The 23359-nt window shown below is 61.4% G+C and carries 17 protein-coding genes and 1 pseudogene; 11 read left to right on the top strand and 7 right to left on the bottom strand.

Translation table 11 applies throughout. The features are described 5' to 3' along the window. Nucleotides 1–26: 26 nt before the first annotated feature. The 8 genes from ACZZ0B_RS12765 to ACZZ0B_RS12730 all read left to right on the top strand — a co-directional run bounded on the left by ACZZ0B_RS12765 (nucleotide 27) and on the right by ACZZ0B_RS12730 (nucleotide 8869). Nucleotides 27–944 (top strand): LysR family transcriptional regulator, encoded by a 918-nt coding sequence (locus ACZZ0B_RS12765; protein WP_038368857.1) that lies wholly within the window; start codon nucleotides 27–29, stop codon nucleotides 942–944. Between the two features lie 199 nt (nucleotides 945–1143). Then, a complete protein-coding gene (gene lexA / locus ACZZ0B_RS12760; RefSeq protein WP_008085871.1) occupies nucleotides 1144–1761 on the top strand; it encodes a transcriptional repressor LexA in 618 nt (205 codons plus the stop codon). Then, nucleotides 1761–2378 carry a translesion DNA synthesis-associated protein ImuA gene (imuA, locus tag ACZZ0B_RS12755; protein WP_053120911.1) on the top strand — a complete coding sequence of 206 codons (618 nt, stop codon included), beginning with the start codon at nucleotides 1761–1763 and terminating at the stop codon, nucleotides 2376–2378. Before lexA ends, imuA begins: the two co-directional genes overlap by 1 nt. Before the next feature lie 7 nt (nucleotides 2379–2385). After that, nucleotides 2386–3801 (top strand): Y-family DNA polymerase, encoded by a 1416-nt coding sequence (locus ACZZ0B_RS12750; protein WP_463545367.1) that lies wholly within the window; start codon nucleotides 2386–2388, stop codon nucleotides 3799–3801. Continuing rightward, nucleotides 3777–6875, top strand: coding sequence for an error-prone DNA polymerase (locus ACZZ0B_RS12745; protein ID WP_463545366.1), 3099 nt, complete (start codon nucleotides 3777–3779; stop codon nucleotides 6873–6875). Before ACZZ0B_RS12750 ends, ACZZ0B_RS12745 begins: the two co-directional genes overlap by 25 nt. 250 nt (nucleotides 6876–7125) lie before the next feature. Next, entirely contained in the window at nucleotides 7126–7812 is a 687-nt protein-coding gene (locus ACZZ0B_RS12740; protein ID WP_440095317.1) for a CsgG/HfaB family protein, read from the top strand. A 32-nt stretch (nucleotides 7813–7844) separates the two neighbouring features. Continuing rightward, nucleotides 7845–8213: a DUF4810 domain-containing protein gene (locus ACZZ0B_RS12735; RefSeq protein ID WP_463545365.1), complete on the top strand. Its 369-nt coding sequence runs from the start codon at nucleotides 7845–7847 to the stop codon at nucleotides 8211–8213. Continuing rightward, complete coding sequence (locus ACZZ0B_RS12730; RefSeq protein WP_008085883.1) at nucleotides 8210–8869, top strand: DUF799 domain-containing protein; 660 nt, start codon at nucleotides 8210–8212, stop codon at nucleotides 8867–8869. The genes ACZZ0B_RS12735 and ACZZ0B_RS12730 overlap by 4 nt, the downstream gene beginning before the upstream one ends. 194 nt (nucleotides 8870–9063) lie before the next feature. Here the strand turns inward: ACZZ0B_RS12730 and ACZZ0B_RS12725 are convergent, their stop codons facing one another. The 7 genes from ACZZ0B_RS12725 to ACZZ0B_RS12695 all read right to left on the bottom strand — a co-directional run bounded on the left by ACZZ0B_RS12725 (nucleotide 9064) and on the right by ACZZ0B_RS12695 (nucleotide 16432). Further along, nucleotides 9064–9726: a flavin reductase family protein gene (locus ACZZ0B_RS12725; protein WP_008085884.1), complete on the bottom strand. Its 663-nt coding sequence runs from the start codon at nucleotides 9724–9726 to the stop codon at nucleotides 9064–9066. Between the two features lie 11 nt (nucleotides 9727–9737). Further along, nucleotides 9738–11225, bottom strand: a complete 1488-nt coding sequence (locus ACZZ0B_RS12720; RefSeq protein ID WP_463545364.1) for an amidohydrolase family protein — start codon at nucleotides 11223–11225, stop codon at nucleotides 9738–9740. Beyond that, nucleotides 11222–12418: an amidohydrolase family protein gene (locus tag ACZZ0B_RS12715; RefSeq protein WP_463545363.1), complete on the bottom strand. Its 1197-nt coding sequence runs from the start codon at nucleotides 12416–12418 to the stop codon at nucleotides 11222–11224. The genes ACZZ0B_RS12720 and ACZZ0B_RS12715 overlap by 4 nt, the downstream gene beginning before the upstream one ends. A gap of 156 nt (nucleotides 12419–12574) precedes the next feature. Then, nucleotides 12575–13627, bottom strand: coding sequence for an extracellular solute-binding protein (locus ACZZ0B_RS12710; RefSeq protein ID WP_463545362.1), 1053 nt, complete (start codon nucleotides 13625–13627; stop codon nucleotides 12575–12577). Between the two features lie 15 nt (nucleotides 13628–13642). Beyond that, the gene (locus tag ACZZ0B_RS12705; RefSeq protein WP_038368894.1) at nucleotides 13643–14431 is read right to left on the bottom strand and encodes an ABC transporter permease; all 789 of its coding nucleotides are present in this window, start codon (nucleotides 14429–14431) and stop codon (nucleotides 13643–13645) included. Then, complete coding sequence (locus ACZZ0B_RS12700) at nucleotides 14428–15345, bottom strand: ABC transporter permease (protein ID WP_158830061.1); 918 nt, start codon at nucleotides 15343–15345, stop codon at nucleotides 14428–14430. The genes ACZZ0B_RS12705 and ACZZ0B_RS12700 overlap by 4 nt, the downstream gene beginning before the upstream one ends. A gap of 1 nt (nucleotide 15346) precedes the next feature. Further along, on the bottom strand, nucleotides 15347–16432 hold the full coding sequence (locus ACZZ0B_RS12695) for an ABC transporter ATP-binding protein (RefSeq protein WP_008085894.1): 1086 nt from the start codon (nucleotides 16430–16432) through the stop codon (nucleotides 15347–15349). A gap of 140 nt (nucleotides 16433–16572) precedes the next feature. Here ACZZ0B_RS12695 and ACZZ0B_RS12690 point away from each other — a divergent pair, with 140 nt between their 5' ends. The 3 genes and pseudogenes from ACZZ0B_RS12690 to ACZZ0B_RS12680 all read left to right on the top strand — a co-directional run bounded on the left by ACZZ0B_RS12690 (nucleotide 16573) and on the right by ACZZ0B_RS12680 (nucleotide 23343). After that, nucleotides 16573–17262 (top strand): GntR family transcriptional regulator, encoded by a 690-nt coding sequence (locus tag ACZZ0B_RS12690; protein ID WP_008085895.1) that lies wholly within the window; start codon nucleotides 16573–16575, stop codon nucleotides 17260–17262. Nucleotides 17263–17396: 134 nt separating this feature from the next. Further along, nucleotides 17397–19508 carry a hybrid sensor histidine kinase/response regulator gene (locus tag ACZZ0B_RS12685; protein ID WP_463545361.1) on the top strand — a complete coding sequence of 704 codons (2112 nt, stop codon included), beginning with the start codon at nucleotides 17397–17399 and terminating at the stop codon, nucleotides 19506–19508. A 1201-nt stretch (nucleotides 19509–20709) separates the two neighbouring features. Further along, a pseudogene (locus tag ACZZ0B_RS12680) lies at nucleotides 20710–23343 on the top strand (excinuclease ABC subunit UvrA). Nucleotides 23344–23359: the final 16 nt, after the last annotated feature.

Raw genomic sequence — 23359 nt, 5'->3', positions numbered from 1 at the left:
AACGTTTTTGCCTGAATGGAAAAAGCATGGACAAGTTGGGTGCATTGAAAATGTTCGTGGTCACTGCGCAACTCGGCAGTTTCAGCCGCGCTGCCGAGCAGTTGGGCAAGACCCCGTCGGCGCTGACCAAAGCGGTCAATCATCTGGAGTCTGAACTGGGTGCGCGGTTGTTCGAGCGCAGCACGCGGCGGATCTTGCTGACTGAAATCGGCCGGGTCTACCTGGAAACCGCGCGGCTGGTGTTGCAGCGGCTGGACGAGGCCAGCGAGGAAATCGAGCAATTGCAGCACGGCTTGCGCGGCAGCCTGAAAATCACTGCACCGCTGGCGTATGGCCGGGCGTTTCTCGATCAGGTGTGTGACGGCTTTTTGCAGCAATACCCGCAGATCAGTCTGCAAGTGGACCTGTGCGATGCCTTCGTCAATCTGCTGGAAAGTGGTTATGACCTGGCGTTGCGCGAGGGCCACGATGATTTGCCGGGGTTGATTGCGCGGGTGGTCGGCAGCAATCGCCTGGCGTTGTGCGGCAGCCCGGAATACTTGGCGCGCAAGGGCTTGCCGGTGAATCCGCAGACCCTTGAACAGCATGAATGGCTGCTTTATCAGCATCCGTTGCTCAGCCGCGAATTCTGGTGGGCCGAGCGCGATGGCCAGCGTTTGAGTCTGGCGCAACCGACGGCGCCGTTGTTGCGCAGTGATAATTACGATTTGTTGCTGGCCAGTGCTCTGGCCGGGCGAGGATTGCTGCACACGCCACTGTGGAGCGCCGCGCCGTACATTGCCGATGGGCGACTGGTGCGGGTCATGGCGGATTACGAGATCGACCCGGACACCTTTGGCCCGCACATTCTGGCGGTGTATCCGAGCCATCGGCGGGCCACGGCGAAAGTGGTGGCCTTCATTGATTACATCGCCGAATTCCTCGCCGAACGTGGCCTTAACTGACACCCCCCGCACTGATCGTTCCCACGCTCTGCGTGGGAATGCCTCTAGGGACGCTCTGCGTCCAGTGACGCGGAGCGTCACGGGCTGCATTCCCACGCAGAGCGTGGGAACGATCAATCGCGGCCCGAGCCTTCGGCAGCTCCTACGTCGGCCTAGGCCGACTGGCGGCGCTTGTCAGGAAAATCCTACAGGAGTACAAATGTACTCCATGACAAACCTCACTCCCCGCCGTACCGCCATCCTGACCTTCATCCGCGATCGCATCGCCGAACACGGTCAGCCCCCAAGCCTCGCTGAAATCAGCGAGGCTTTTGGTTTTGCCTCGCGCAGCGTGGCGCGCAAGCATGTGCTCGCGCTCACTGAAGCCGGGTTCATCGAGGTCAATCCGAATCAGGCCCGGGGCATTCGTTTGCTCGGGCAACCGCCGCGTCCGGAGCTGCTCGACATCCCCGTGCTTGGCCGCGTCGCTGCCGGTGCGCCGATTGGCGCCGATGCCGACGTCCATAGCCGCTTGCTGCTCGACCCGGCGCTGTTCTCGCGCACGCCCGATTACATGCTGCGGGTGCAGGGCGATTCGATGATCGAGGACGGCATTCTCGACGGTGATCTGGTCGGCGTGCGGCGCAATCCCGAGGCGCTCAACGGCCAGATCGTCGTGGCGCGGCTCGACGGTGAAGTCACCATCAAACGCTTCGAACGGCTCGGCGATGAAGTGCGGCTGTTGCCGCGCAACCCGGCGTACCAGCCGATTGTCGTGCGCGACGATCAGGATCTGGCGATCGAAGGGGTGTTCTGCGGTCTGGTGAGGCAAGGCTGATGGGCGCCGTCGTTGCGTTGGATACGCTGTTCAATGGCGGCCAGGTCTGGAAGGGCCGGCCTGCGCCACCGGCCGCCAGCCCGCAACCGACCGGGCATGCGGCGCTGGACGCGGCACTGCCCAGCGGTGGCTGGCCGGAAGCGGCGCTGAGCGAAATTCTCCTGGCCGGCCCCGGTGTTGGTGAGTTGCAACTGGTCTGGCCGACGCTGGCGCGGTTGTCGGCGGCGGGCGAGCGCATCGTGCTGGTGGCGCCGCCGTTCGTGCCGTACCCGCAGGCGTGGGAGAACGCCGGGGTCGATTTGCGTCAGTTGTCGGTGATTCAAGCCAGCGAGCGCGATGCCTTGTGGGCGGCCGAACAGTGCTTGCGTTCGGGCAGTTGCGGCGCGGTGCTGTGCTGGCCGCACAAGGCCGATGACCGTGCCTTGCGGCGTTTGCAGGTGGCGGCGGAAACCGGCCAGACCCTGGCGTTTGCCTGGCGACCGTTGAGCGAAGCGGTGAATCCGTCACCGGCGGCGCTGCGCATTGCCATCGACGCCAAACCCGCACAGTTGCGCGTGCTCAAGTGCCGTGGCGGCCTCGCACGTACGGCGCCGATTGCCTTTGCCGTGGGGCACTGAGGTCGCCATGCGCTGGGTCTGTATTGTTTTTCCGCAATTGGCGCTGGACGCGGTGTTGCGCCAACGTCCCGACCCCGATGAGCCGTTGGTGCTGCTCAGCGGCCCGGCCCAACGTCGGGTGCTGCAAGCGGTCAACCCGGCAGCGCGCAAACTCGGTTTGCGCGCTGGCCAGTCGATGACCGCTGCGCAGGCGATGAGCAAAGGCTTTGCCACCGCCGATTACGAAGCGGCCGAGGTCGAACACTGGCAGCAGTTCCTCGCCGCGTGGGCCTACGGCTTCAGCGCGCAGGTCAGCGTGCATTACCCGCGCGCCGTGGTGTTCGAGATCGAGTCGAGCCTGGGCCTGTTCGGTTCCTGGGCCCAGTTCGAAGCGCGGCTGCGCAAGGAACTGACCGAACTGGGCTTTCGCCATCGCATCGTTGCCGCACCGAATCCGGTGGCGGCGCGGGTGCTGGCCAATGCTTATGACGGCTTGGTGGTGCCGGACGGCGAGGCTTTGCAGCATCACCTCGGCCAATTGCCTGTCGACCGCGTCGGCCTGGAACCGGCCGTGGCCACGGCGTTGTCGCGCATGGGCCTGCGCAACCTCAGTCAGCTGCAGAGCCTGCCGCGTCAGGCGCTGGCCCGGCGTTTCGAGGCGCAGATGCTCAAACACCTCGACACCTTGTTCGGTGCGCGGCCATTGGCGCTGGAGTTCTACCTGCCGCCGGATCGTTTTGATGTGCGCATCGAACTGAATTTCGACGTGCAATCGCATCAGGCCTTGCTGTTCCCGTTACGGCGTTTGACCGGTGACCTGTCGGCGTTCCTCTGCGGGCGTGACAGCGGCGTGCAGCGTTTCGATCTGCATCTGGAACACGCCGGGTTGCCGGACACGCTGATCAAAGTCGGCCTGCTCAGCGCCGAACGGGATCCGGCGATGCTCTTCGAACTGGCGCGCGGACGGCTGGAACAAGTGCAGGTCGAGGCACCGGTGCGTGGCTTTCGCTTGCGTGCCGAGGACCTGCCGAGTTTCGTCCCGCAGTTTCAGGAACTGTTCGATGACCGTCCGCAGCAGACGTTGCCGTGGGAGCAATTGCGCGAACGCCTGCGCGCGCGGTTGGGCGATGACGCGGTGCAGGGGCTGCGCTTCCAGGCCGATCACCGCCCTGAGTGCGCTTGGCAGCATGGCGTCGATAAACAACGCTGCAGCGGGTTGCCGAGCGTGCACCGTCCCGGCTGGTTGCTCGGTGAGCCGCAGAGTGTGGCAGAAGGTTCGGCGCGGATTCTCATGGGCCCGGAACGCATCGAATCGGGCTGGTGGGACGGTGACGATGTGCGCCGCGATTACTACCTGATCCAGAACCGTGCCGGTCAGCAGGGCTGGGCTTATCGGGCGGTGGGTGAGGGCGGTCCGCTGTGGCTGCAGGGCTGGTTTGCATGAGCGAGGGTTATGCCGAACTGCACTGCCTGTCGAACTTCAGTTTCCAGCGCGGTGCGTCCAGTGCCCTTGAGCTGTTTCAGCGGGCAAAAAAACACGGTTATCAAGCGCTGGCAATCACCGATGAATGCACGCTGGCCGGGATTGTGCGGGCGTGGCAAGCGGCGAAGTCGGTGGAGCTGCCGCTGATCATCGGCAGCGAAATCCGCATCGAAAACGGCCCGAAGCTGGTGCTGCTGGTGGAGAACCTGGCGGGCTATCAGGCGCTGTGCGGCTTGATCACCCGTGCCCGCCGGCGCACGCAAAAGGGCCAGTATCAGGTGCTGCGCGAGGATTTTGACGAACCCTTGTCGGGCCTGCTGGTGTTGTGGGTGCCGGACTCGCTCGATGCAGTGGAAGAGGGCCGCTGGTTGCAGCAGACCTTCGGCGAGCGCTTGTGGCTGGCGGTGCAGTTGCATTGCGGACAGAACGATCAGCAGCGTCTGGCAGCGCTGTTGAGTCTGGCCGCTGAGTTGCAGATTCCGGCGGTGGCCAGCGGTGATGTGCACATGCACGCCCGTGGCCGTCGCGCTTTGCAGGACACCATGACGGCGATCCGTCATCACGTGCCGGTGGCCGAGGCCGGGTTGCGTTTGCACCCCAATGGCGAGCGGCATTTACGGACTGTCGAGGTGCTACACGAGTTGTATCCGCCGGCCTTGCTGGATGCCTCGGTGGCTCTGGCCCGGCGTTGCACGTTCGATCTCGGCGAATTGCGTTATCAATATCCCAAGGAGTTAGTGCCCAAGGGGCACAGCGCCAGTTCCTGGCTGCGTCACCTGACCGAAGAAGGCATCGCCTGGCGCTGGCCCAAAGGCCCGCAAGCGAAAGTGCTCAAGCAGATCGACGATGAACTGCAACTGATCGCCGAACTCGGCTACGAAAGCTACTTCCTCACCGTGCATGACGTGGTGCGCTTTGCCCGTGAGCAAAACATCCTCTGTCAGGGCCGTGGTTCGGCGGCCAACTCGGCGGTGTGTTTCGCCTTGGGCATCACCGAAATCGATCCGGATCGCACCACGCTGCTGTTTGAGCGTTTCATGTCCAAGGAGCGTAACGAGCCACCGGACATCGACGTCGACTTCGAGCACGAACGCCGCGAAGAAGTCCTGCAATACGTATTTCGCCGTTATGGTCGCCAGCGCGCGGCGTTGACCGCTGTGGTCAGTACTTACCACGCCGCCGGTGCGGTACGTGATGTGGCCAAGGCCCTGGGCCTGCCGCCGGATCAGATCAACGCATTGGCCGATTGCTGTGGCCACTGGAGCGATGAAACGCCGCCGCTGGAACGCTTGCTTGAGGGTGGCTTCGACCCGCAGAGCCCGGTGCTGCGCCGAGTGCTGAGCCTGACCGGGCAACTGATCGGCTTCCCCCGGCACCTGTCGCAACACCCCGGCGGCTTCGTGATTTCCGAGCAACCGCTGGACACCCTGGTGCCGGTCGAGAATGCGGCGATGGCTGATCGCACGATCATTCAATGGGACAAGGACGACCTCGACGCGGTCGGCCTGCTCAAGGTGGATATTCTTGCCCTCGGCATGCTCAGTGCGATCCGCCGTTGCTTCGACCTGCTGCGTCGCCATCGCGATCTCGATCTGAGCCTGGCGAAGATCCCGGCCGAAGACAAACCGACCTACGAGATGATCAGCCGCGCCGACACCATTGGCGTGTTCCAGATCGAGTCGCGGGCGCAGATGTCGATGCTGCCGCGCCTGAAACCAGCGAAGTTCTATGACCTGGTGATTGAGGTGGCCATCGTCCGGCCGGGGCCGATTCAGGGCGGGATGGTCCATCCGTACCTGCGCCGGCGCAATAAAGAAGAAAAAGAAACCTATCCGTCGCCAGAACTCAAGGTCGTTCTGGAAAGAACCCTGGGCGTGCCGCTGTTTCAGGAACAGGTGATGCAGATTGCCATCGTCGCCGCCGATTATAGCCCCGGCGAGGCCGATCAGTTGCGCCGCTCGATGGCCGCATGGAAACGCCACGGCGGGCTCGAACCGCACAAGGAGCGCCTGGCTGCCGGGATGAAAAAGAACGGCTATACGCCAGAGTTCGCCGCGCAGATTTTCGAGCAGATCAAAGGTTTCGGCAGCTACGGTTTTCCCGAATCCCACGCCGCCAGTTTTGCTTTGCTGACCTATGCCAGTTGTTGGCTCAAGTGCCACGAGCCGGCGGCGTTCGCCTGTGCGCTGATCAACAGCTGGCCGATGGGTTTCTACAGCCCCGATCAGATTTTGCAGGACGCCCGCCGGCATCATTTGCAGATTCGCCCGGTGGACGTGCGCGCCAGTGACTGGGATTGCAGCCTGGAAACCACCACGGCGGCGCAACCGGCGATCCGCATGGGCCTGCGGATGATCAAGGGCTTTCGCGAGGACGATGCCCGGCGTATCGAGGCGGCGCGGGCGCGCGGGGCGTTTGCCGATGTCGCCGATTTGGGTGAACGGGCCGCACTCGACAGTCGGGCGCAGGCGTTGCTGGCCGATTCCGGGGCGTTGCGCGGTCTGGCCGGGCACCGGCATCGGGCGCGCTGGGAGGTGGCGGGGGTGCAGAAACAACTTGGCTTATTTGCCGGGTTGCCGAGCCAGGAAGAGCCTGATGTAGTGCTGCCCAAGCCGAGTGTCGGTGAGGATCTGCACGCGGATTACACGACGATTGGCACCACGCTGGGCCCGCATCCACTGGCGCTGTTGCGCGGTGAATTGAAGGCGCGACGCTGCCGCAGTTCGCAGGAATTGCTCGACGTTGAACACGGCCGGCCGGTGAGCGTTGCCGGGCTGGTTACCGGGCGACAACGTCCGGGTACCGCCAGTGGCGTGACCTTCGTGACCCTGGAAGACGAGTTCGGCAACGTCAATGTGGTGGTCTGGCGCGATCTGGCCGAGCGTCAACGCCAGGTTTTGGTCGGCTCGCAACTGCTCAAGGTCGACGGCCGCTGGGAACGCGAAGGCGAAGTGCGCCACCTGATCGCCGGACGCCTGAGCGACCTCAGCCCGCTGCTCAACGGCATCCGCGTGCAGAGCCGCGATTTCCACTGACGTCGCCTTTCAGCCGCACCACAATAATGTAGGAGCTGCCGAAGGCTGCGATCTTTTGATCTTGTTGTTGAAGATCAAAAGATCGCAGCCTTCGGCAGCTCCTACAGAGGGTGAGCAAGCCAATTCGTTGGCGTCAAAAAAACCTGTTAGTAGTGATGGCACTTTGTCATAATGCCGGCCCTTTTCCGCTCCCCACCACGTTTGTCGTGCCGGGATACCCCCTGTTTTTCAAAAGGAATACTCAGTGAGAATGATCTCCCGGATGTTGGTTTCAGGCGTTGCGATTGCTGTGCTCGGCACGTTGGCCAGCACGCTCGCCGGCTGCGCCACCGAAAGCTCCCGCGCGTTGCCGGTAGCCAAGGTTGAAAGCGCTACTCAAGTCTGGACCGGCGTTCGTGTGCCAATGGCCGTGGGCAAGTTCGACAACCGCTCCAGCTATATGCGCGGCATTTTCTCCGACGGCGTCGACCGTCTCGGCGGTCAGGCCAAGACCATCCTCATCACCCACCTGCAGCAGACCAACCGCTTCAGCGTGCTGGATCGCGACAACATGGGCGAAATCCAGCAGGAAGCGGCGATCAAGGGCCAGGCCCAGCGGCTGAAAGGTGCTGATTACGTGGTCACCGGTGACGTTACCGAGTTCGGCCGCAAAGAGATTGGCGATCATCAGTTGTTCGGCATTCTCGGCCGTGGCAAGACCCAGATCGCTTACGCCAAGGTCAACTTGAACATCGTTAACATCAGCACTTCCGAAGTGGTTTATTCGACGCAAGGCGCTGGCGAGTACGCCTTGTCCAACCGCGAAATCGTCGGCTTCGGCGGCACCGCTGCGTACGACTCCACCCTCAACGGCAAAGTACTGGATCTGGCCATGCGCGAGGCGATCAATCGTCTGGTCGATGGCATGAATGCCGGTGCCTGGAAGCCGGGCAACTGATCGACGCCCATTCATTGCAAGGAGCAACACCCATGAATTTGACGTTGTCGCGCTCGCTGATGGCGCTGACGCTGGCCGCCAGTGCCCTGCTGGCCGGTTGTGCCGGCCCGAAAACCCTGTACCAGTGGGAAGACTACCAACCGCAGGTCTACGAATACTTCAAGGGCGAAGAGCCCAAGGAAGCACAGGCTGAAGTGCTCGAACGTGATCTGCAAAAGATCCGCTCCACCGGCAAAGCCGTGCCGCCGGGTTACCACGCGCACCTTGGCTTGCTCTATCTGAGCATGGGCAAGGACGATCAAATGGTGCAGCAGTTCCGCACCGAGAAAGCGCTGTTCCCCGAGTCCGGCCCGTACATGGATTTTCTGCTTAAAAACGCCAAGACCGGAGACGCCCGATGATCTCGCGTACGCTGAAACTATTGGCCGCCGGTTTGGCCCTGACCGTACTCGGTGGCTGCGTTGCGCCCAAGTCCGTGGATTATTCGGCCTACAAACAGGCGCGGCCGAAGACCATTCTGGTGTTGCCGCCGCTGAATACCTCGCCGGATGTGAAGGCCTCGTACAGCCTGTTGTCGCAGGTGACGTTCCCGCTGGCCGAGGCCGGTTACTACGTGTTGCCGATCGCGCTGGTGGACGAAACTTTCCGCCAGAACGGCCTGACCACCCCGGATGACATCCATCAGGCACCGCCGAACAAACTGCAGGAAATCTTCGGTGCGGACGCGGCGCTGTACATCACCGTGACCGAATACGGCACGCGTTACATGGTGATCAGCAGTGAAACGGCGGTGACCGCGACAGCGAAGCTGGTCGACCTGAAGAGCGGCACCACGCTGTGGACCGGTTCGGCACGGGCGTCGAGCGAAGAGGGCGGCAATAACGGTGGTGGCGGTCTGATCGGCATGCTGATCACCGCGGCGGTGAAGCAGATCATCAACAGTTCCACCGATGCCGGTTACCCGATTGCCGGTGTGGCGAGCAATCGCCTGCTCTCTGCGGGGCATCCGGCGGGCCTACTGTACGGGCCGCGTTCGCCGAAATACGGCACTGACTGAAAAATCAAAAGATCGCAGCCTTCGGCAGCTCCTACAGGGAGAATGCATTGATCGTTCCCACGCTCTGCGTGGGAACGCATCCCGTGACGCTCCGCGTCACAGTGGACGCAGAGCGTCCATGGCGGCATTCCCACGCGGAGCGTGGGAACGATCAGTAGGAGCTGCCGCAGGCTGCGATCTTTTGCTGTTGGCGTTTATTTGCCAGCGGGCCAAAACCGTTCGCCACCGCCCGGTGCCTCCGTCCACGCTTGCAACGAGCGGGTCGGCAAATCGAAGTAATCGCGGGTGCGCGCGTAGCCATGGCCGCCCATCCGGCCAATCGCATCCAGCCCCAATTGATCGATGTACAAGGTTTTCGGGTCGATCAACTCATCGCGCACATGCGCCATCAATACCTCGCCAAAAATGATCTCCCGCGACTGGCCGATGTTCAGTGCCATCATCCGCCGGCACTCCAGCGCCACCGGGGCTTCGCCGATGCGTGGGCATTTCACCGTGGTGCCGGCAATCGCCGTCAGCCCTGCAGCGGTCAGCTCATCGAAGCCCGGCGCGAACGGCACAGCGCAGACATTCATGGCTTCCACCAGTGCATCGCTGACGATGTTAACGGTGAATTCCTGATTGAGCTGGATATTGCGCGTGGTGTCTTTCGGGCTCTGGTCGCCGTAATTCTCTACGCCCAACGCGAGGATCGGTGGGTCCGCCGACAGCGCATTAAAGAAACTGAACGGCGCGGCATTGATCCGGCCCTCGCCATCAATGGTGGTTACCAGCGCAATCGGCCGGGGCACGACGCTGCCGATCAGGATCTTGTATTTTTCCCGTGGGCTGAGTTGGCTGAAATCAAAACTGTGCATGGCAAAAACCTCTAGGAAAGTGGATCGATGGCGCTCAATGGTGCGTCGGCGCTGTAGTCATCGGCGAACGGAATGGCCGGCTGGAACAGGTTTTTCCAGTCTGGCCGGTTAAACGCGCGGTCGCTGTGGCTGCGCATGAGCTTTTCAAATTGGCGTTGCGCCTGGCGTTGCAGGGCGGGGTAGTCGACGCCGCTGACCTGACCGTCGTGCATCACGCAACGACCGTCGATGTAACTGGCGATGCAATCGTCGCCGCGCCCGGTCAACAGCAGGTTTTTCAAAGGGTCGAACAACGGGCCCAAATGCAGGCCGCGCAGGCTGAACACGGTGATGTCGGCTTTAGCGCCGGGGGCCAGACGCCCGAGGTCATCGCGCCCCAGCGCCCGCGCGCCGCCGAGGGTGGCGGCGTTGTACAGATCAAGGCTGCTGGTCAGCGCCGAGCCGCCCTCCATCAACCGCGCGATGTTCAAACCGTGGCGCATGTTTTCCAGCAGATCTGCCGGCCAGGTATCAGTGCCGAGGGCAAAGTTGATGCCTTTGGCCCGGTAGCGACCGAACGAGTTCAGCGCCTCGCCATCACGGGCGAACACCAACGGGCAATGCACCAGACTCGCGCCGCCATCAATGACCCGCTGCAAGTCGTCATCGCCCGTGGTGTAAATGCCGTGCGGTAACAGACTGCGCGGCGTGAGCAAGTTCAGCTGCTGCAACCAACCGAGCGGCGAGGCGCCGCGCAATTGCTCGACCATCGCCACTTCGCTGAGCGCCTGACAGCAATGCACGCGCATCGGCGCATTCAGTTCGCGGCTCAGCGCCGAGGTGCGTTGCAGCAGCGCCGGGGTGCAGGTCTGGATGCGATCGGGCAGCAGCGCGCCGCGAATCAAGCCGTCATGCGCGCCGTCAAAATCCTTGAAGAAACGTTCTGCCGCATCAAGGCCGGCCAACCCGCGAGCCTCATCCCAGTGATGGGCCAAGGTGTCGTCGGCCTGCCAATAACTCATGCCACTCATGTAGCAGGGGCCGAGGTAAGTGCGTAAACCGAGTTCACCGGCAACGTCGGCGACGGCGGCAAATTCGTCGTAGGTTTCCGCCCACTCGCGGTAGTACATCGAGGTGATCGGCATCGCCGTGGTGATGCCGTTGCGGATCAACTGGGTGAAGGCGTAGCGGTATTTGAAGACCTCTTCTTCCGGGCTGTAAGTTTCACGCGGGCCGGCGGCCAGATACTCGGCAGACCACATGCGGCCCATGGCGCGCTCGTCGCCGTTGTCCAGCGTCAGCACCGTGGAATCGAGATCGCCCAGCGCATCCAGGTCGATGAAGCCGGGGCCGATCAGCGCATTGCCGTAGTCGATCCACTGATCCACCGGCCCCGCATAACCGCGTCCGACAAACTCGATGCGCGAGCCGGCAAACACCACTTCACCGTCGCGCCACAGCACATGCTGCGTGCCGTCGAAGCCGACCACGCAACTGGCGCGCAGGCCGATGCGTTTCACAGCCGGCTGTCCAGCAAGCGACCGCCACTGGCGATCAAGCAACCCGCGCGATAGACCTGGCGCAACGGCCGCGCAACGACCGCTTCGCCAAGGGTCTCGACCGGCATCAGCAAGAAGTCCGCGCGCTGACCGAGCGCAAAGCCGTAATCCTCAATGCCCAGCGCCCGAGCGCCATTCACCGTGGCCGCTTCAAACGCCGCCGCCAGTTCATCGTCCTTGCCCAGGTCAAAGCGAAACGCCAGCAACATCGCCCGTTCGAGCATGTCGCCATTGCCCATCGGCGACCACGCATCACGAATGCCGTCGGAACCCAGGCAGACGTTCACCCCGGCCTCGCGCAACGCCAGAAACGGAGGCACGGCGGTGTCGGCCGGCGCTGAACTCATCAGCGAAATCCCCAGCGCCGCCAAGCGCTCGGCAACCGGTTTGACCTGACTCCACGGCAACATGCCGAGGCAATAGGCGTGGCTGATCATGACTCGTTTTTGCAGGCCGAAACGCTCGGTGTAATCGGCGATCAGCGCGATCTGCCACAAGCCCAGTTCACCTTTGTCGTGCAGGTGAATATCCACGCCACGACCGAACTCGGCCGCCAGTTTGAAGACGAAATCCAGTTGCGCAATCGGGTCGTTGTCGATGCCGCAAGGGTCGAGTCCACCGACGTTTTCCACGCCCAGCGCCATCGCTTCGCGCATCAGTTCGGCGGTGCCGGGGCGACTGATCAAACCGGTTTGCGGGAACACCACCAGTTGCAGGTCGATCAGGTCTTTGTAGCGTTCGCGCAATTGCTGCATGGCTTCGACGTGGCGCAGGCCGAATTCCGGGTCGATGTCGACGTGGCAGCGCATCGTCAGCGAGCCGCGGGCGATGCAGTTTTCCAACAGCGTGCCGGCGCGTTCGGCGATCGGCGCGGTGACTTCACGGAGGATACGGCGCTCGTTGCTGATGTAGTCCTTGAGCGTCGGCCCGGCGCTGTTTGGGCGCCAGGGTTGGCCGTAGAGGGTTTTGTCGAGGTGGACGTGGCTTTCGACCAAAGCGCTGGTGAGCAATTGGTTGTGGCCATCGATGTCGGTGGCGCCCAGCGGTGCATTGTTGGCCGGACGGCGCTGAGTGAAGCGGCCGTTTTCGATCAGCAGGTCTTCGGCGGCGGCGCCGTAGGGGCGCACGTTGCGTAGCCAGTGTGGCTGGGTCATTTCTTTACCTCTAGTTCAATGGTATCTGGGCGGGCCTCATCGCTGGCAAGCCAGCTCCCACAGGTGTCGAGGTGTGCCCACTTTCTGTGTGCGACACAGATCCCTGTGGGAGCTGGCTTGCCAGCGATGGTCGCCCCTCGATTTCAGATCAGGTGATCAACCCTTGAGCTTCGACCAGATCCGATCCTGCAGCTCGCGAGCCTTGTTGCTGCATTCCTTCTCCGGGCGCAAACGCGAGGCGTATTCCTCCGGCATGTTGATCGCGTCCATCACCTTCCACTTCGGATCAAGCAACGAATCGCTTTGAATCCCGTTGGCGTAAGCAATAGCGTTGGAGACGGCGGCGGCGTTCTCCGGCTTCATCATCCAGTCGATAAAGATCTTCGCGTTACCCGGGTGCGGCGCGCTTTTCGGCACGGCGAAGTTGTCCTGGAACATCGCCACGCCTTCACGCGGATAGACGTATTTGATCGTGCTCTTCTGCAAGGTCGCCCGCGCGGTCGAGCCGTTCCAGTTCTGCATCATGATCACCTCGCCCGAGGCCATGCGGTCGACGGTGTTGTCGGAGCTGTACATCTTCAAAAACGGTTTCTGTTTTTGCAGCAATTCCAGAATGCGCTTGGCGTCCTGCGGGTTTTCGCTGCACTCATCAACGTTCAGGTAATGGCTGGCGGCGTTGATCACGCTGCTCGACGTATCGAGGGCGGCGAGCTGGCCTTGCAGCTCTTTGCGCGGTTCGAAGAACTCTTTCCACGAGTCATCCAGTTTGCCGCCGGGCACCCGCGCACTGTCGTAGGAGAAGCCGGTGGTGCCCCACAGATACGGCGCCGAGAACTTGCGCCCCGGGTCGAAACCCGGATCGCGGAACGGCCCCTTCACGTACTGGAAGTTGCTCAGGCTCGGCGCGTCGATTTCCATCAGCAGGTCCTGCTTGATCAGCGTCTGCATGATCGACTGCGACGGCACGATCACGTCATACGCGGCGCCGCCGGCCTGCAATTTCGCGAGCAAAGTTTCGTTGCTGTCGTAACCGTCCATGGTCACTTTGATGCCGGTTTCCTTCTCGAATTTGGCCAACAGATCGACCGGGTAGTAGTCGGTCCAGTTGTAGAAAAACAGTTCTTTTGGTTCGGCAGCGTGGGCGCCGAACGCGGCGAAACAACTCAGGGCCAGACCGGATACTGCCAAACGCAGGCTTTTGACTTTCATGAGAGTGCTCCAGATTTATTGTTGTTTACCGCGTTGGCCCAGCCAGAAGGCCAGCACCACCAGGACAATCGAGATCAGCAGCATCAGCGTCGAGATCGCATTGATTTCCGGCGTCACGCCAGCCTTGATCGCCGAGAAGATGTACACCGGCAACGTTGTCGAACCGGGGCCGGCGACGAAAAAGGTCATGATGAAATCGTCGAGGCTGACCACGAACGCCAGCACCGCACCGGACAACACCGCCGGCCACAACAGCGGCAAGGTCACGCGGCGGAACACCTGCCACGGATTGGCGTAGAGATCGTTCGCCGCTTCCAGCAGGCTCTTGTCCAGATCGTTGAGCCGCGCACGGATCGGCAGATAAGCAAAAGGAATGCAGAAGCCGATGTGCGCGACGATCACCGTGAGCAAACCTAGCTTGATGCCCAGCGCCATGAACAGCAGCAGGGTGGCCACAGCGGTGACGATCTCTGGCAGGATCAGCGGCAGGTTGATCCCGCCCTCGACCATTTTCTGCCCGTAGAACGGCCGGTACGTGGCCAGCGCCGCGAGCAGGGCAATGGCCGTGGCGCAGACCGTGGCAATCGTTGCGACGATGATCGAATTCAGCGCCGCCGTCTGAATCGACGGGTTGGCCAGAATCCGCCCGTACCAGGCAAAGGAAAACTCGGTCCACACCGTCGCCGAGCGGTTGGCGTTGAAGCTGTAGGCGATCAACACGAAGATCGGCAGGTACAGATAAGCGAGGATCAGCAGGCTGATTTCGCGGGTTGCCGGGAGTTTTTTCAGGTGCAGGGAAATCATGCTTTCGCCCCCCGATTAATAGTCTTCGCCGTGCGACGGCTGTACAGCGCGTAAAGCACCAGCGACACCAGCAGAATCGCCAGCAACAGGAACGACAGCGAACTGCCCAGCGGCCAATTGCGCGCCGTGCCGAACTGTTGCTGGATCAGGTTGCCGATCATCAGCGTCTTGCCGCCGCCAAGAATCGCCGGGGTTATGAAGGCGCCGAGGCTCGGCACAAACACCAGCAACGCGCCGGCAATCACGCCCGGCATCGACAGTGGCAGAATGATCCGGCGCAACGCGTGCCAGCGATTCGCCCCGAGGTCATAAGCGGCTTCCACCAGACGCCAGTCGAGTTTTTCCAGCGTCGAGTAGATCGGCAGAATCATGAACGGCAGGAAGCTGTAAACCAGACCGACACTTACCGCGAAATCGTTGTAGAGCAGGGTGATGCCGCCGGCGCTGGGGAACAGGGCGTTAAGGCTTTGCGCAACCCAGCCGTGTTCGCGCAGGATGATCAGCCACGCGTAGTTGCGGATCAGCAGGTTGGTCCAGAACGGAATGGTGATGAGCAAGACCATCAGGTTGCGTCGGCGCGGGGTCAGGCTCGACATCCACAACGCCACCGGAAAACCGAACAGGAAACACAACACGGTGGTGCCACCGGCCTGCAGCACCGAGCGCAGCAACGCTTGGGCATAGACCCAGTTCAGTTCCAATTCGCCGTCAAAACCTTCCTGGAAAAACAGCTGCACGTAACTTTGCAGCTGCCATTGCGCTTGCCAGTCGACGCCACCGTAGGTATTGCGCGGTAGCAGGCTGATGTAGCCCATGATCCCCAGCGGAATGGCGATCAGGGCGAGCAGGGTCAACACCACCGGGCTAAGCAACAGCGCGCGGTTGAGGGCAGGGGAAGTGCTGCTGACGCTCATCTCAGGCCTCCATCAACAGGCAGGCGTGCGGCGGCAGGTGCACGGCAACGCGTTCGCCGACTGCGCGGCCAGGGTTCAGGCCTTCGTTGTTTTCGCGCAGCATGACTTTGATGTCGTTGTTCAGCCGGCACTGGTACAGCGTCGCGGTGCCGACGTAGAGCACCGCTTCGATCACTCCGCGCAGGTGATGCGGCTGGCTGGCATCGACCAGTTGCGAACGCTCCGGGCGGAACGCCAGTTGCACGCTGCTGCCATTGAAGCCCTGCGGCTGACAGGCAATCTCGACCGGCATGCCGTTGGGCACGAAGAGTTTTTCGTTGTGTTCGCCGTGCTTGAGCTGGCCGGGGAGGAAGTTGATGTCGCCGATGAACTGCGCGACAAAGCGGTGTTTGGGGTGCTCGTAGATATCGGTCGGGGTGCCGATCTGCAGGATCTTGCCGGCCGACATCACCGCGATGCGGTCGGACAGGGTCAGCGCTTCTTCCTGATCGTGGGTGACGAAGATGAAGGTGATCCCGGCTTCTTTCTGCACGCGCTTGAGTTCGACCTGCATTTCTTTGCGCAGCTTGAGGTCGAGCGCTGACAGCGGTTCGTCGAGCAACAGCACTTTCGGTTTCGGCGCCAGGGCCCGGGCCAGAGCCACGCGCTGCTGTTGACCGCCGGAGAGTTCCGCCGGTTTGCGTCCGGCCAGATGCTCCATTTGCACCAGCGCGAGCATTTCGTTGACGCGATCGGCAATCAACTTGCGCTCAAGACCCTGCATCTCGAGCCCGAAGGCGATATTCTGCGCCACACTCATGTGTGGAAACAGCGCGTAACTCTGGAACACCGTGTTGACCCGGCGCTTGAATGGCGGCAGGTCATTGACCGGTTCACCGGCCAAACGAATCTCGCCTTCACTGACGTGTTCGAAGCCGGCGATGGTGCGCAGCAGGGTGGTTTTACCGCAGCCCGAGGGGCCTAGCAGAGTAAAGAATTCATTGTCGGCGATGTTCACCGAAACATTGTCGAGGGCCGGCGCGAGGCCTGGATCATCGGAATACCGTTTTGAGACGTTGCGCACTTCAATTGCTATTGGTTGACCCATAATGGTGCAATCCTCTATTTATTGTATGCAATATCTGAATGCAATTTAGAAATACCCGGATTAATCTGCGTGTGCAACCCCCTTTTTCCATGGCCGTGCATCGCCAGGGGATGGTTGCCTGACGCCAAAGGAGTGTTCGAATGACCGAGAAGAAACTGGAAACCACGGTCGACCGCGTCTACCAAGGGGTTTACGAGGCGATCAGCAAGCGTTCATTGCGCCCGGGGATGAAGCTGGGCGAGGCCTCGCTGGCTGAGTTATTTAATGTCAGCCGCACGTCGGTGCGCGCTGCATTGAAGCAGTTGGAGGCCGATGGACTGGTCACAACCGAGCCCAACAAAGGGGCATCGGTGTCGCTGCCGAGCAATGAAGAAATCCGTTCGCTGTTCGAAACCCGCCGGCTGATCGAGATCGGCATCGTCACCGAACTGTGCCGACGCAAGGACAGCGCGGCGATGCAGGACTTGCGTGAACATTTATTGCTGGAGGATGAAGCCCACGCTGCCGGTGACCACGAACGGCTGATCCATCTGCTTGGCGAGTTCCACATCAAACTGGCGCGCAGCCTGAACAACCCGGTGTTGCTCGACTGGTTCCAGAAACTGATCTCGCGCGCCTCGCTGTATGCCGCTGCACTGGATGACGACAGCCACGAGGTGTGCCGCGATGACGAACACCTGCGCCTGATCGAATACATCGAGGCCGGCAATCAGAGCGCCGCCATCGAGCTGACCTGCATGCATTTGAACGGCATCGAAAAAGCCATTCTCGACGTCGCCGCGAAGATGAAAACTGGCTACCATCCGCTCAAACACCTGATCGGGGTCTAGCCTCCAAACGGCGATGAAATCGGCTATACCTCAAATGAAACCAATACGACTGAAGACGCTCGAAACAGACGGGCGTCGCGTCGTTCTGGCGTTGCGATTTATCGGGCAATCACCACAGGACACCGAGTCAGTCGATGCAGTTTTTATCCGATAGCCACGGTTGTGATGGCTGGCAAGGCGAAATGGCCGAACGCATCCGCGCGTTCGATTGGCGCCACACCGAACTTGGCCCGTTGCATAGCTGGCCGGCGAGCCTGTGCAGCACGGTGCAATTGATGCTGGCCTCGCCGCTGCCGATGGTCATGCTTTGGGGCCGTGCCGGCTACATGATCTACAACGACGCCTACTCGAAATTTGCCGGTGGCCGCCATCCGTATCTGCTCGGTGTGCCGGTAGAGCTGGGCTGGCCGGAAGTCGCCGAATTCAACCGGCATGTGGTCGATACCTGTCTGGCCGGCGGCACCTTGTCGTTCCGCAACAAAGAGCTGGTGCTGTTGCGCGACGGCGTCCCCGAAGATGTCTGGATGGACCTGTATTACAGCCCGGTGGCCAACGATGACGGCGAGCCGGCCGGGGTCATGGCGATGGTGGTCGAGACCACCGAATTCATGCGTTCCGAGCGCCTGCGCCAGGCGGCCGAAGATGCCTATCGCGCCGACAATGAACGGGTGCGCCTGGCGCTGAATGCCGGGGCCTTGCTCGGCTCGTTTGTCTGGGACGTGAAGAACAACAGGCTGTCGGCGGACGAACGTTTTGCCCGCACGTTCTCCTATCCACCGAATCAGGACCTGAGCAACCTGGCTCAAGACATCGCCGAGTCGCGCGTCCACCCCGATGATTTCGCCTGGGTGCAGGAACGTGTTGCGCATTCCGTGCAGACCGGCGAGCCGTACAACGCTGAGTATCGGGTCATGCGCAGCGATGGCAGTTACATCTGGGTGCTGGCCAGCGGTGGTTGCGAGTTTGATGAGGACGGCCGGCCGCTGCGTTTCCCCGGGGTGTTGATCGATATTCATGAACGCAAGAATGCTGAAGAATCCCTGCTCAAATTCACCCGTAATCTCGAACAGCGTGTCGGCGAAGAGGTCGAGGCGCGCCTGGCGGCTGAAGAACAGTTACGCCAGTCGCAGAAGCTTGAGGCCATCGGCGGTCTGACCGGCGGCGTTGCCCATGACTTCAATAATCTGCTGCAAGTGATCGCCGGCAACCTGCACTTGCTGGCCCGGCACGAGCCCGACAACGCCAACGTGCAGCGCCGCGTCAGTGCTTCGCTGGCAGCAGTGGAACGCGGAGCCAAGCTGTCTTCGCAGTTGCTCGCATTTGCCCGTCGTCAGCCGCTGTCGCCGGCGGTGTGCAATCCGCAGCAGATCTTCGAAGGCGTCGGCGAGTTGCTGCAGCGGGCACTGGGCGAAACCATTCAGATCGATGTGCAACTGCCGCCCGTGCCGTGGCACATCAACGTCGATCGCAATCAGCTGGAAAACGCCATTCTCAATCTGGCGATCAATGCTCGCGATGCCATGAAAGGCGAGGGCACCATTGGTCTCAGCGCTGCCAATGTGCGGCTCGACCGCGAGTTCTGTGCCGGCAAAGGCATCGTCCCCGGCGAGTTTGTAAGGGTGGCGGTCAGCGACAGCGGCGCGGGGATCCCGGCGCACATTCTGGAGCAGGTGTTCGAACCGTTTTTCACCACCAAGGCGGATGGCCAAGGCACCGGGTTGGGTTTGAGCATGGTCTTCGGTTTCGTCAAACAGAGCGGCGGGCATGTCGACATCGACAGTGCGGTGGGCGAAGGCACGCGCGTGCAGTTGTACTTTCCGCGCAGTTTGCGCCCGATCCTTGATGAAGCGCCCAACTTGCAACGACAGCAGAGCGGTGGCCACGAATCGATTCTGGTGGTCGAGGACAACGACGCGGTACGCGCCTCGGCGGTCGAGTTGCTGCGCGAAGAAGGCTATCGCGTATTGACCGCCGGTAACGGCGATGTGGCGATGCAAATGCTGCTGGAAGGCGTCGAGGTCGACCTGATCTTCACCGACGTGGTCATGCCGGGCCTGATCAAAAGCTCCGACCTGTTTGCCTGGGCCAAGGTGCAGACGCCGCCGGTGGCAGTACTGTTCACCTCCGGGCATACCCGCGACATCATTTCACGCAATCACCAACTGAGCCCCGATACGCATTTGCTGGGTAAACCGTACAGCCCGGAGGCAATGCTGCAGATGATTCGCGCGGTGCTTAATGCCTGACTGACAGAACCCTGTGTCTACCGGGATTCTGTGGCGCAAGGAAGTTACCTGAGGTGCAAGGAAACTATCCGAGGTCTAAGGAAAGTACCCGAGGGGTAAGGAAATTACCTGAGGTGTAAGGAAATTACCTGAGGTGTAAGGAAACTACCCGAGGTGTAAGGAAACTACCCGAGGTGTAAGGAAATTACTTGTGGCGAGGGGATTTATCCCCGCTGGAGTGCGAAGCGCTCCCCTGCATTTCTTCAGGTATACCGAGGGGGCAGGATCTACGACTGCTGCGCAGCCGATCGGGGATAAATCCCCTCGCCACAGGAACTCACCTGTCACACAAAACTCACTAGTCATAGAGATCTGATCTGGCACCAGAGTTTTTCAAGCAATCTTCCGATCAAGGCCCGCCAATGACTTCGAAGCTTAATTCCGAAGCGCTCCCCTGCATTTCTTCAGGTATACCGAGGGGCAGGATCTACGACTGCTGCGCAGCCGATCGGGGATAAATCCCCTCGCCACAGGAACTCACCTGTCACACAAAACTCACTAGACATAGAGATCTGATCTGGCACCAGAGTTTTTCAAGCAATCTTCCGATCAAGGCCCGCCAATGACTTCGAAGCGTAATTCCAAAGCGCTCCCCTGCATTTCTTCAGGTATACCGAGGGGCAGGATCTACGACTGCTGCGCAGCCGATCGGGGATAAATCCCCTCGCCACAGGAACTCACCTGTCACACAAAACTCACTAGACATAGAGATCTGATCTGGCACCAGAGTTTTTCAAGCAATCTTCCGATCAAGGCCCGCCAATGACTTCGAAGCGTAATTCCGAAGCGCTCCCCTGCATTTCTTCAGGTATACCGAGGAGCAGGATCTACGACTGCTGCGCAGCCGATCGGGGATAAATCCCCTCGCCACAGGAACTCACCTGTCACACAAAACTCACTAGTCATAGAGATCTGATCTGGCACCAGAGTTTTTCAAGCAATCTTCCGATCAAGGCCCGCCAATGACTTCGAAGCGTAATTCCAAAGCGCTCCCCTGCATTTCTTCAGGTATACCGAGGGGCAGGATCTACGACTGCTGCGCAGCCGATCGGGGATAAATCCCCTCGCCACAGGAACTCACTTGTCACACAAAACTCACTAGTCATAGAGATCTGATCTGGCACCAGAGTTTTTCAAGCAATCTTCCGATCAAGGCCCGCCAATGACTTCCAAGCGTAACTCCAAAGCGCCCGCCGGCATGGTTCGGGTGCGTGGCGCCCGTGAACATAACCTGAAGAACGTCGACATCGACATCCCTCGCGATGCGCTGGTGGTGTTCACCGGGGTGTCCGGTTCGGGCAAATCCTCGCTGGCATTTTCGACTCTGTACGCCGAAGCGCAGCGGCGTTACTTCGAGTCGGTGGCACCGTATGCACGACGCCTGATCGATCAGGTCGGCGTACCAGACGTCGATTCCATCGAAGGCCTGCCGCCCGCCGTGGCCCTGCAACAACAGCGCGGCACGCCGAGTACGCGCTCGTCGGTGGGCAGCGTCACCACGTTATCGAGTCTGATCCGCATGCTCTATTCGCGCGCCGGCAGTTACCCGCCGGGGCAGGCGATGCTGTACGCCGAAGACTTTTAGCCGAACACCCCGCAGGGTGCGTGCCCGGACTGCCATGGCCTCGGCCGGGTCTATGAGGTTACCGAAGCGCTGATGGTGCCCGATCCGAACCTGACCATCCGCCAGCGCGCCGTGGCGTCCTGGCCGCTGGCGTGGCAAGGGCAGAACCTGCGCGACATCCTCGTGACCATGGGCATCGACGTCGACATCCCGTGGAAGAAACTGCCGAAAAAGCAGCGCGACTGGATTCTCTTCACCGAAGAAACCCCGACCGTGCCGGTGTACGCCGGGCTGACCCCGGAAGAAACCCGCGTCGCCCTCAAGCGCAAAATGGAGCCGAGCTACCAAGGCACCTTCACCGGTGCGCGCCGCTACATCCTCCACACCTTCACCCACTCGCAAAGTGCGCTGATGAAGAAGCGCGTTTCGCAGTTCATGCTCGGCAGCCCTTGCCCGTTGTGTGACGGCAAACGCCTCAAGCGTGAAGCGTTGTCGGTGACCTTTGCCGGCTACGACATTGGCGAGCTGTCGCAGATGCCGTTGCTGCAAGTGGCCGAGGTGTTGCGGCCCGTCGCGGCGCAGAGTTATCTGGAGCACGCCGAAGAAACCGGCGAGACCTTGAGCCATGCGCAAACCCGCGAGGCCCGTCAGCAACGGGTGGCCCATGGCGCCAGTGGGCATGCCAGCGCGCCGGACGTGCGACACACGCCGAACCTGTCACTGGAGAAACGTCTGGCGGCGCAGCGTATTGCCGAGGATCTGCTGGAGCGGGTCAGCACGCTGACCGACCTGGGCCTCGGTTATCTGGCGCTGGAGCGCAGCACGCCGACATTGTCGTCCGGTGAGTTGCAGCGCTTGCGGCTGGCGACACAATTGGGGTCGCAATTGTTTGGCGTGATCTATGTGCTCGACGAACCCTCGGCCGGTTTGCACCCGGCGGACGGCGAGGCGCTGTTCGAGGCCTTGCAACGGCTGAAAGCTGACGGCAATACGCTGTTCGTGGTCGAGCATGACCTGGAAACCATGCGCCGCGCCGACTGGCTGATCGACGTTGGCCCGGCGGCGGGCGAGCAGGGTGGGCAGGTGTTGTACAGCGGCCCTCCGGCAGGATTGGCCGGGATTGAAGCGTCGCAGACTCGCGCTTATCTGTTTGCCGAAACCGGGCGGCCAACCCGTGCGGCACGCAAGCCGACGGCGTGGTTGAAACTGGACGGTATCACTCGCAACAACCTGAATAATCTCAGCGCTGAATTCCCGCTGGGCTGCTTCACTTCGGTGACCGGCGTGTCCGGGTCCGGCAAGTCGAGTCTGGTCAGTCAGGCGTTGCTGGAGCTGGTCGGCGCGCAACTCGGGCGGCCGACTGCCGAGGCGGAGCCTGAAGAACTCAGCCTTGAAGATGATGCGCCGCAGTTCAGCAGCGGCCAGGTCACGTCAGGGCTGGAGTCGATCAAACGGCTGGTGCAAGTCGATCAGAAACCCATCGGCCGCACGCCGCGCTCCAATCTGGCGACCTACACCGGCCTGTTCGATAACGTGCGCAAGCTGTTCGCCGCGACGCCCGAAGCCAGGGCTGCGGGTTACGACGCCGGGCAATTCTCCTTCAACGTCGCCAAGGGCCGTTGCGCCACGTGCGAGGGTGAAGGCTTTGTCAGCGTGGAATTGTTGTTCATGCCCAGCGTGTACGCGCCGTGCCCGACCTGTCATGGCGCGCGGTACGACCCGCAGACGCTGGCAATTCTTTGGGAGGGCTTGAGCATCGCGCAGGTGCTGCAATTGACCGTCGATGAAGCGGTGACGGTGTTTGCCGGGCAGCCGGGGATTCGGCGTTCTTTGGAAGTGCTGCGTGATATCGGCCTCGGGTATTTAAGGCTCGGGCAACCGGCCACGGAGCTGTCGGGCGGTGAAGCGCAACGGATCAAACTGGCCACCGAGCTGCAGCGTAATCAACGTGGCGCGACGTTGTATGTGCTGGATGAGCCGACCACAGGGTTGCATCCGCGCGATGTCGATCGGCTATTGGAGCAACTGGACACGCTGGTGACGGCGGGGCACACGGTGATCGTGGTCGAGCACGAAATGCGCGTGGTTGCGCAGAGTGACTGGGTGATCGACATTGGGCCGGGAGCGGGGGATCAGGGCGGCAGGATTGTCGCCGCTGGCACGCCGCAGAAGGTTGCGGCGAGCAAGAAGAGCAAGACTGCGCCGTTTTTGGCCCGTGCCTTGAGCCGATGAGATTTGGTGCCCTTAT

This window comes from Pseudomonas sp. AC247 (assembly GCF_979258015.1).
This window is presented reverse-complemented; position numbering and strand designations above follow the sequence as displayed.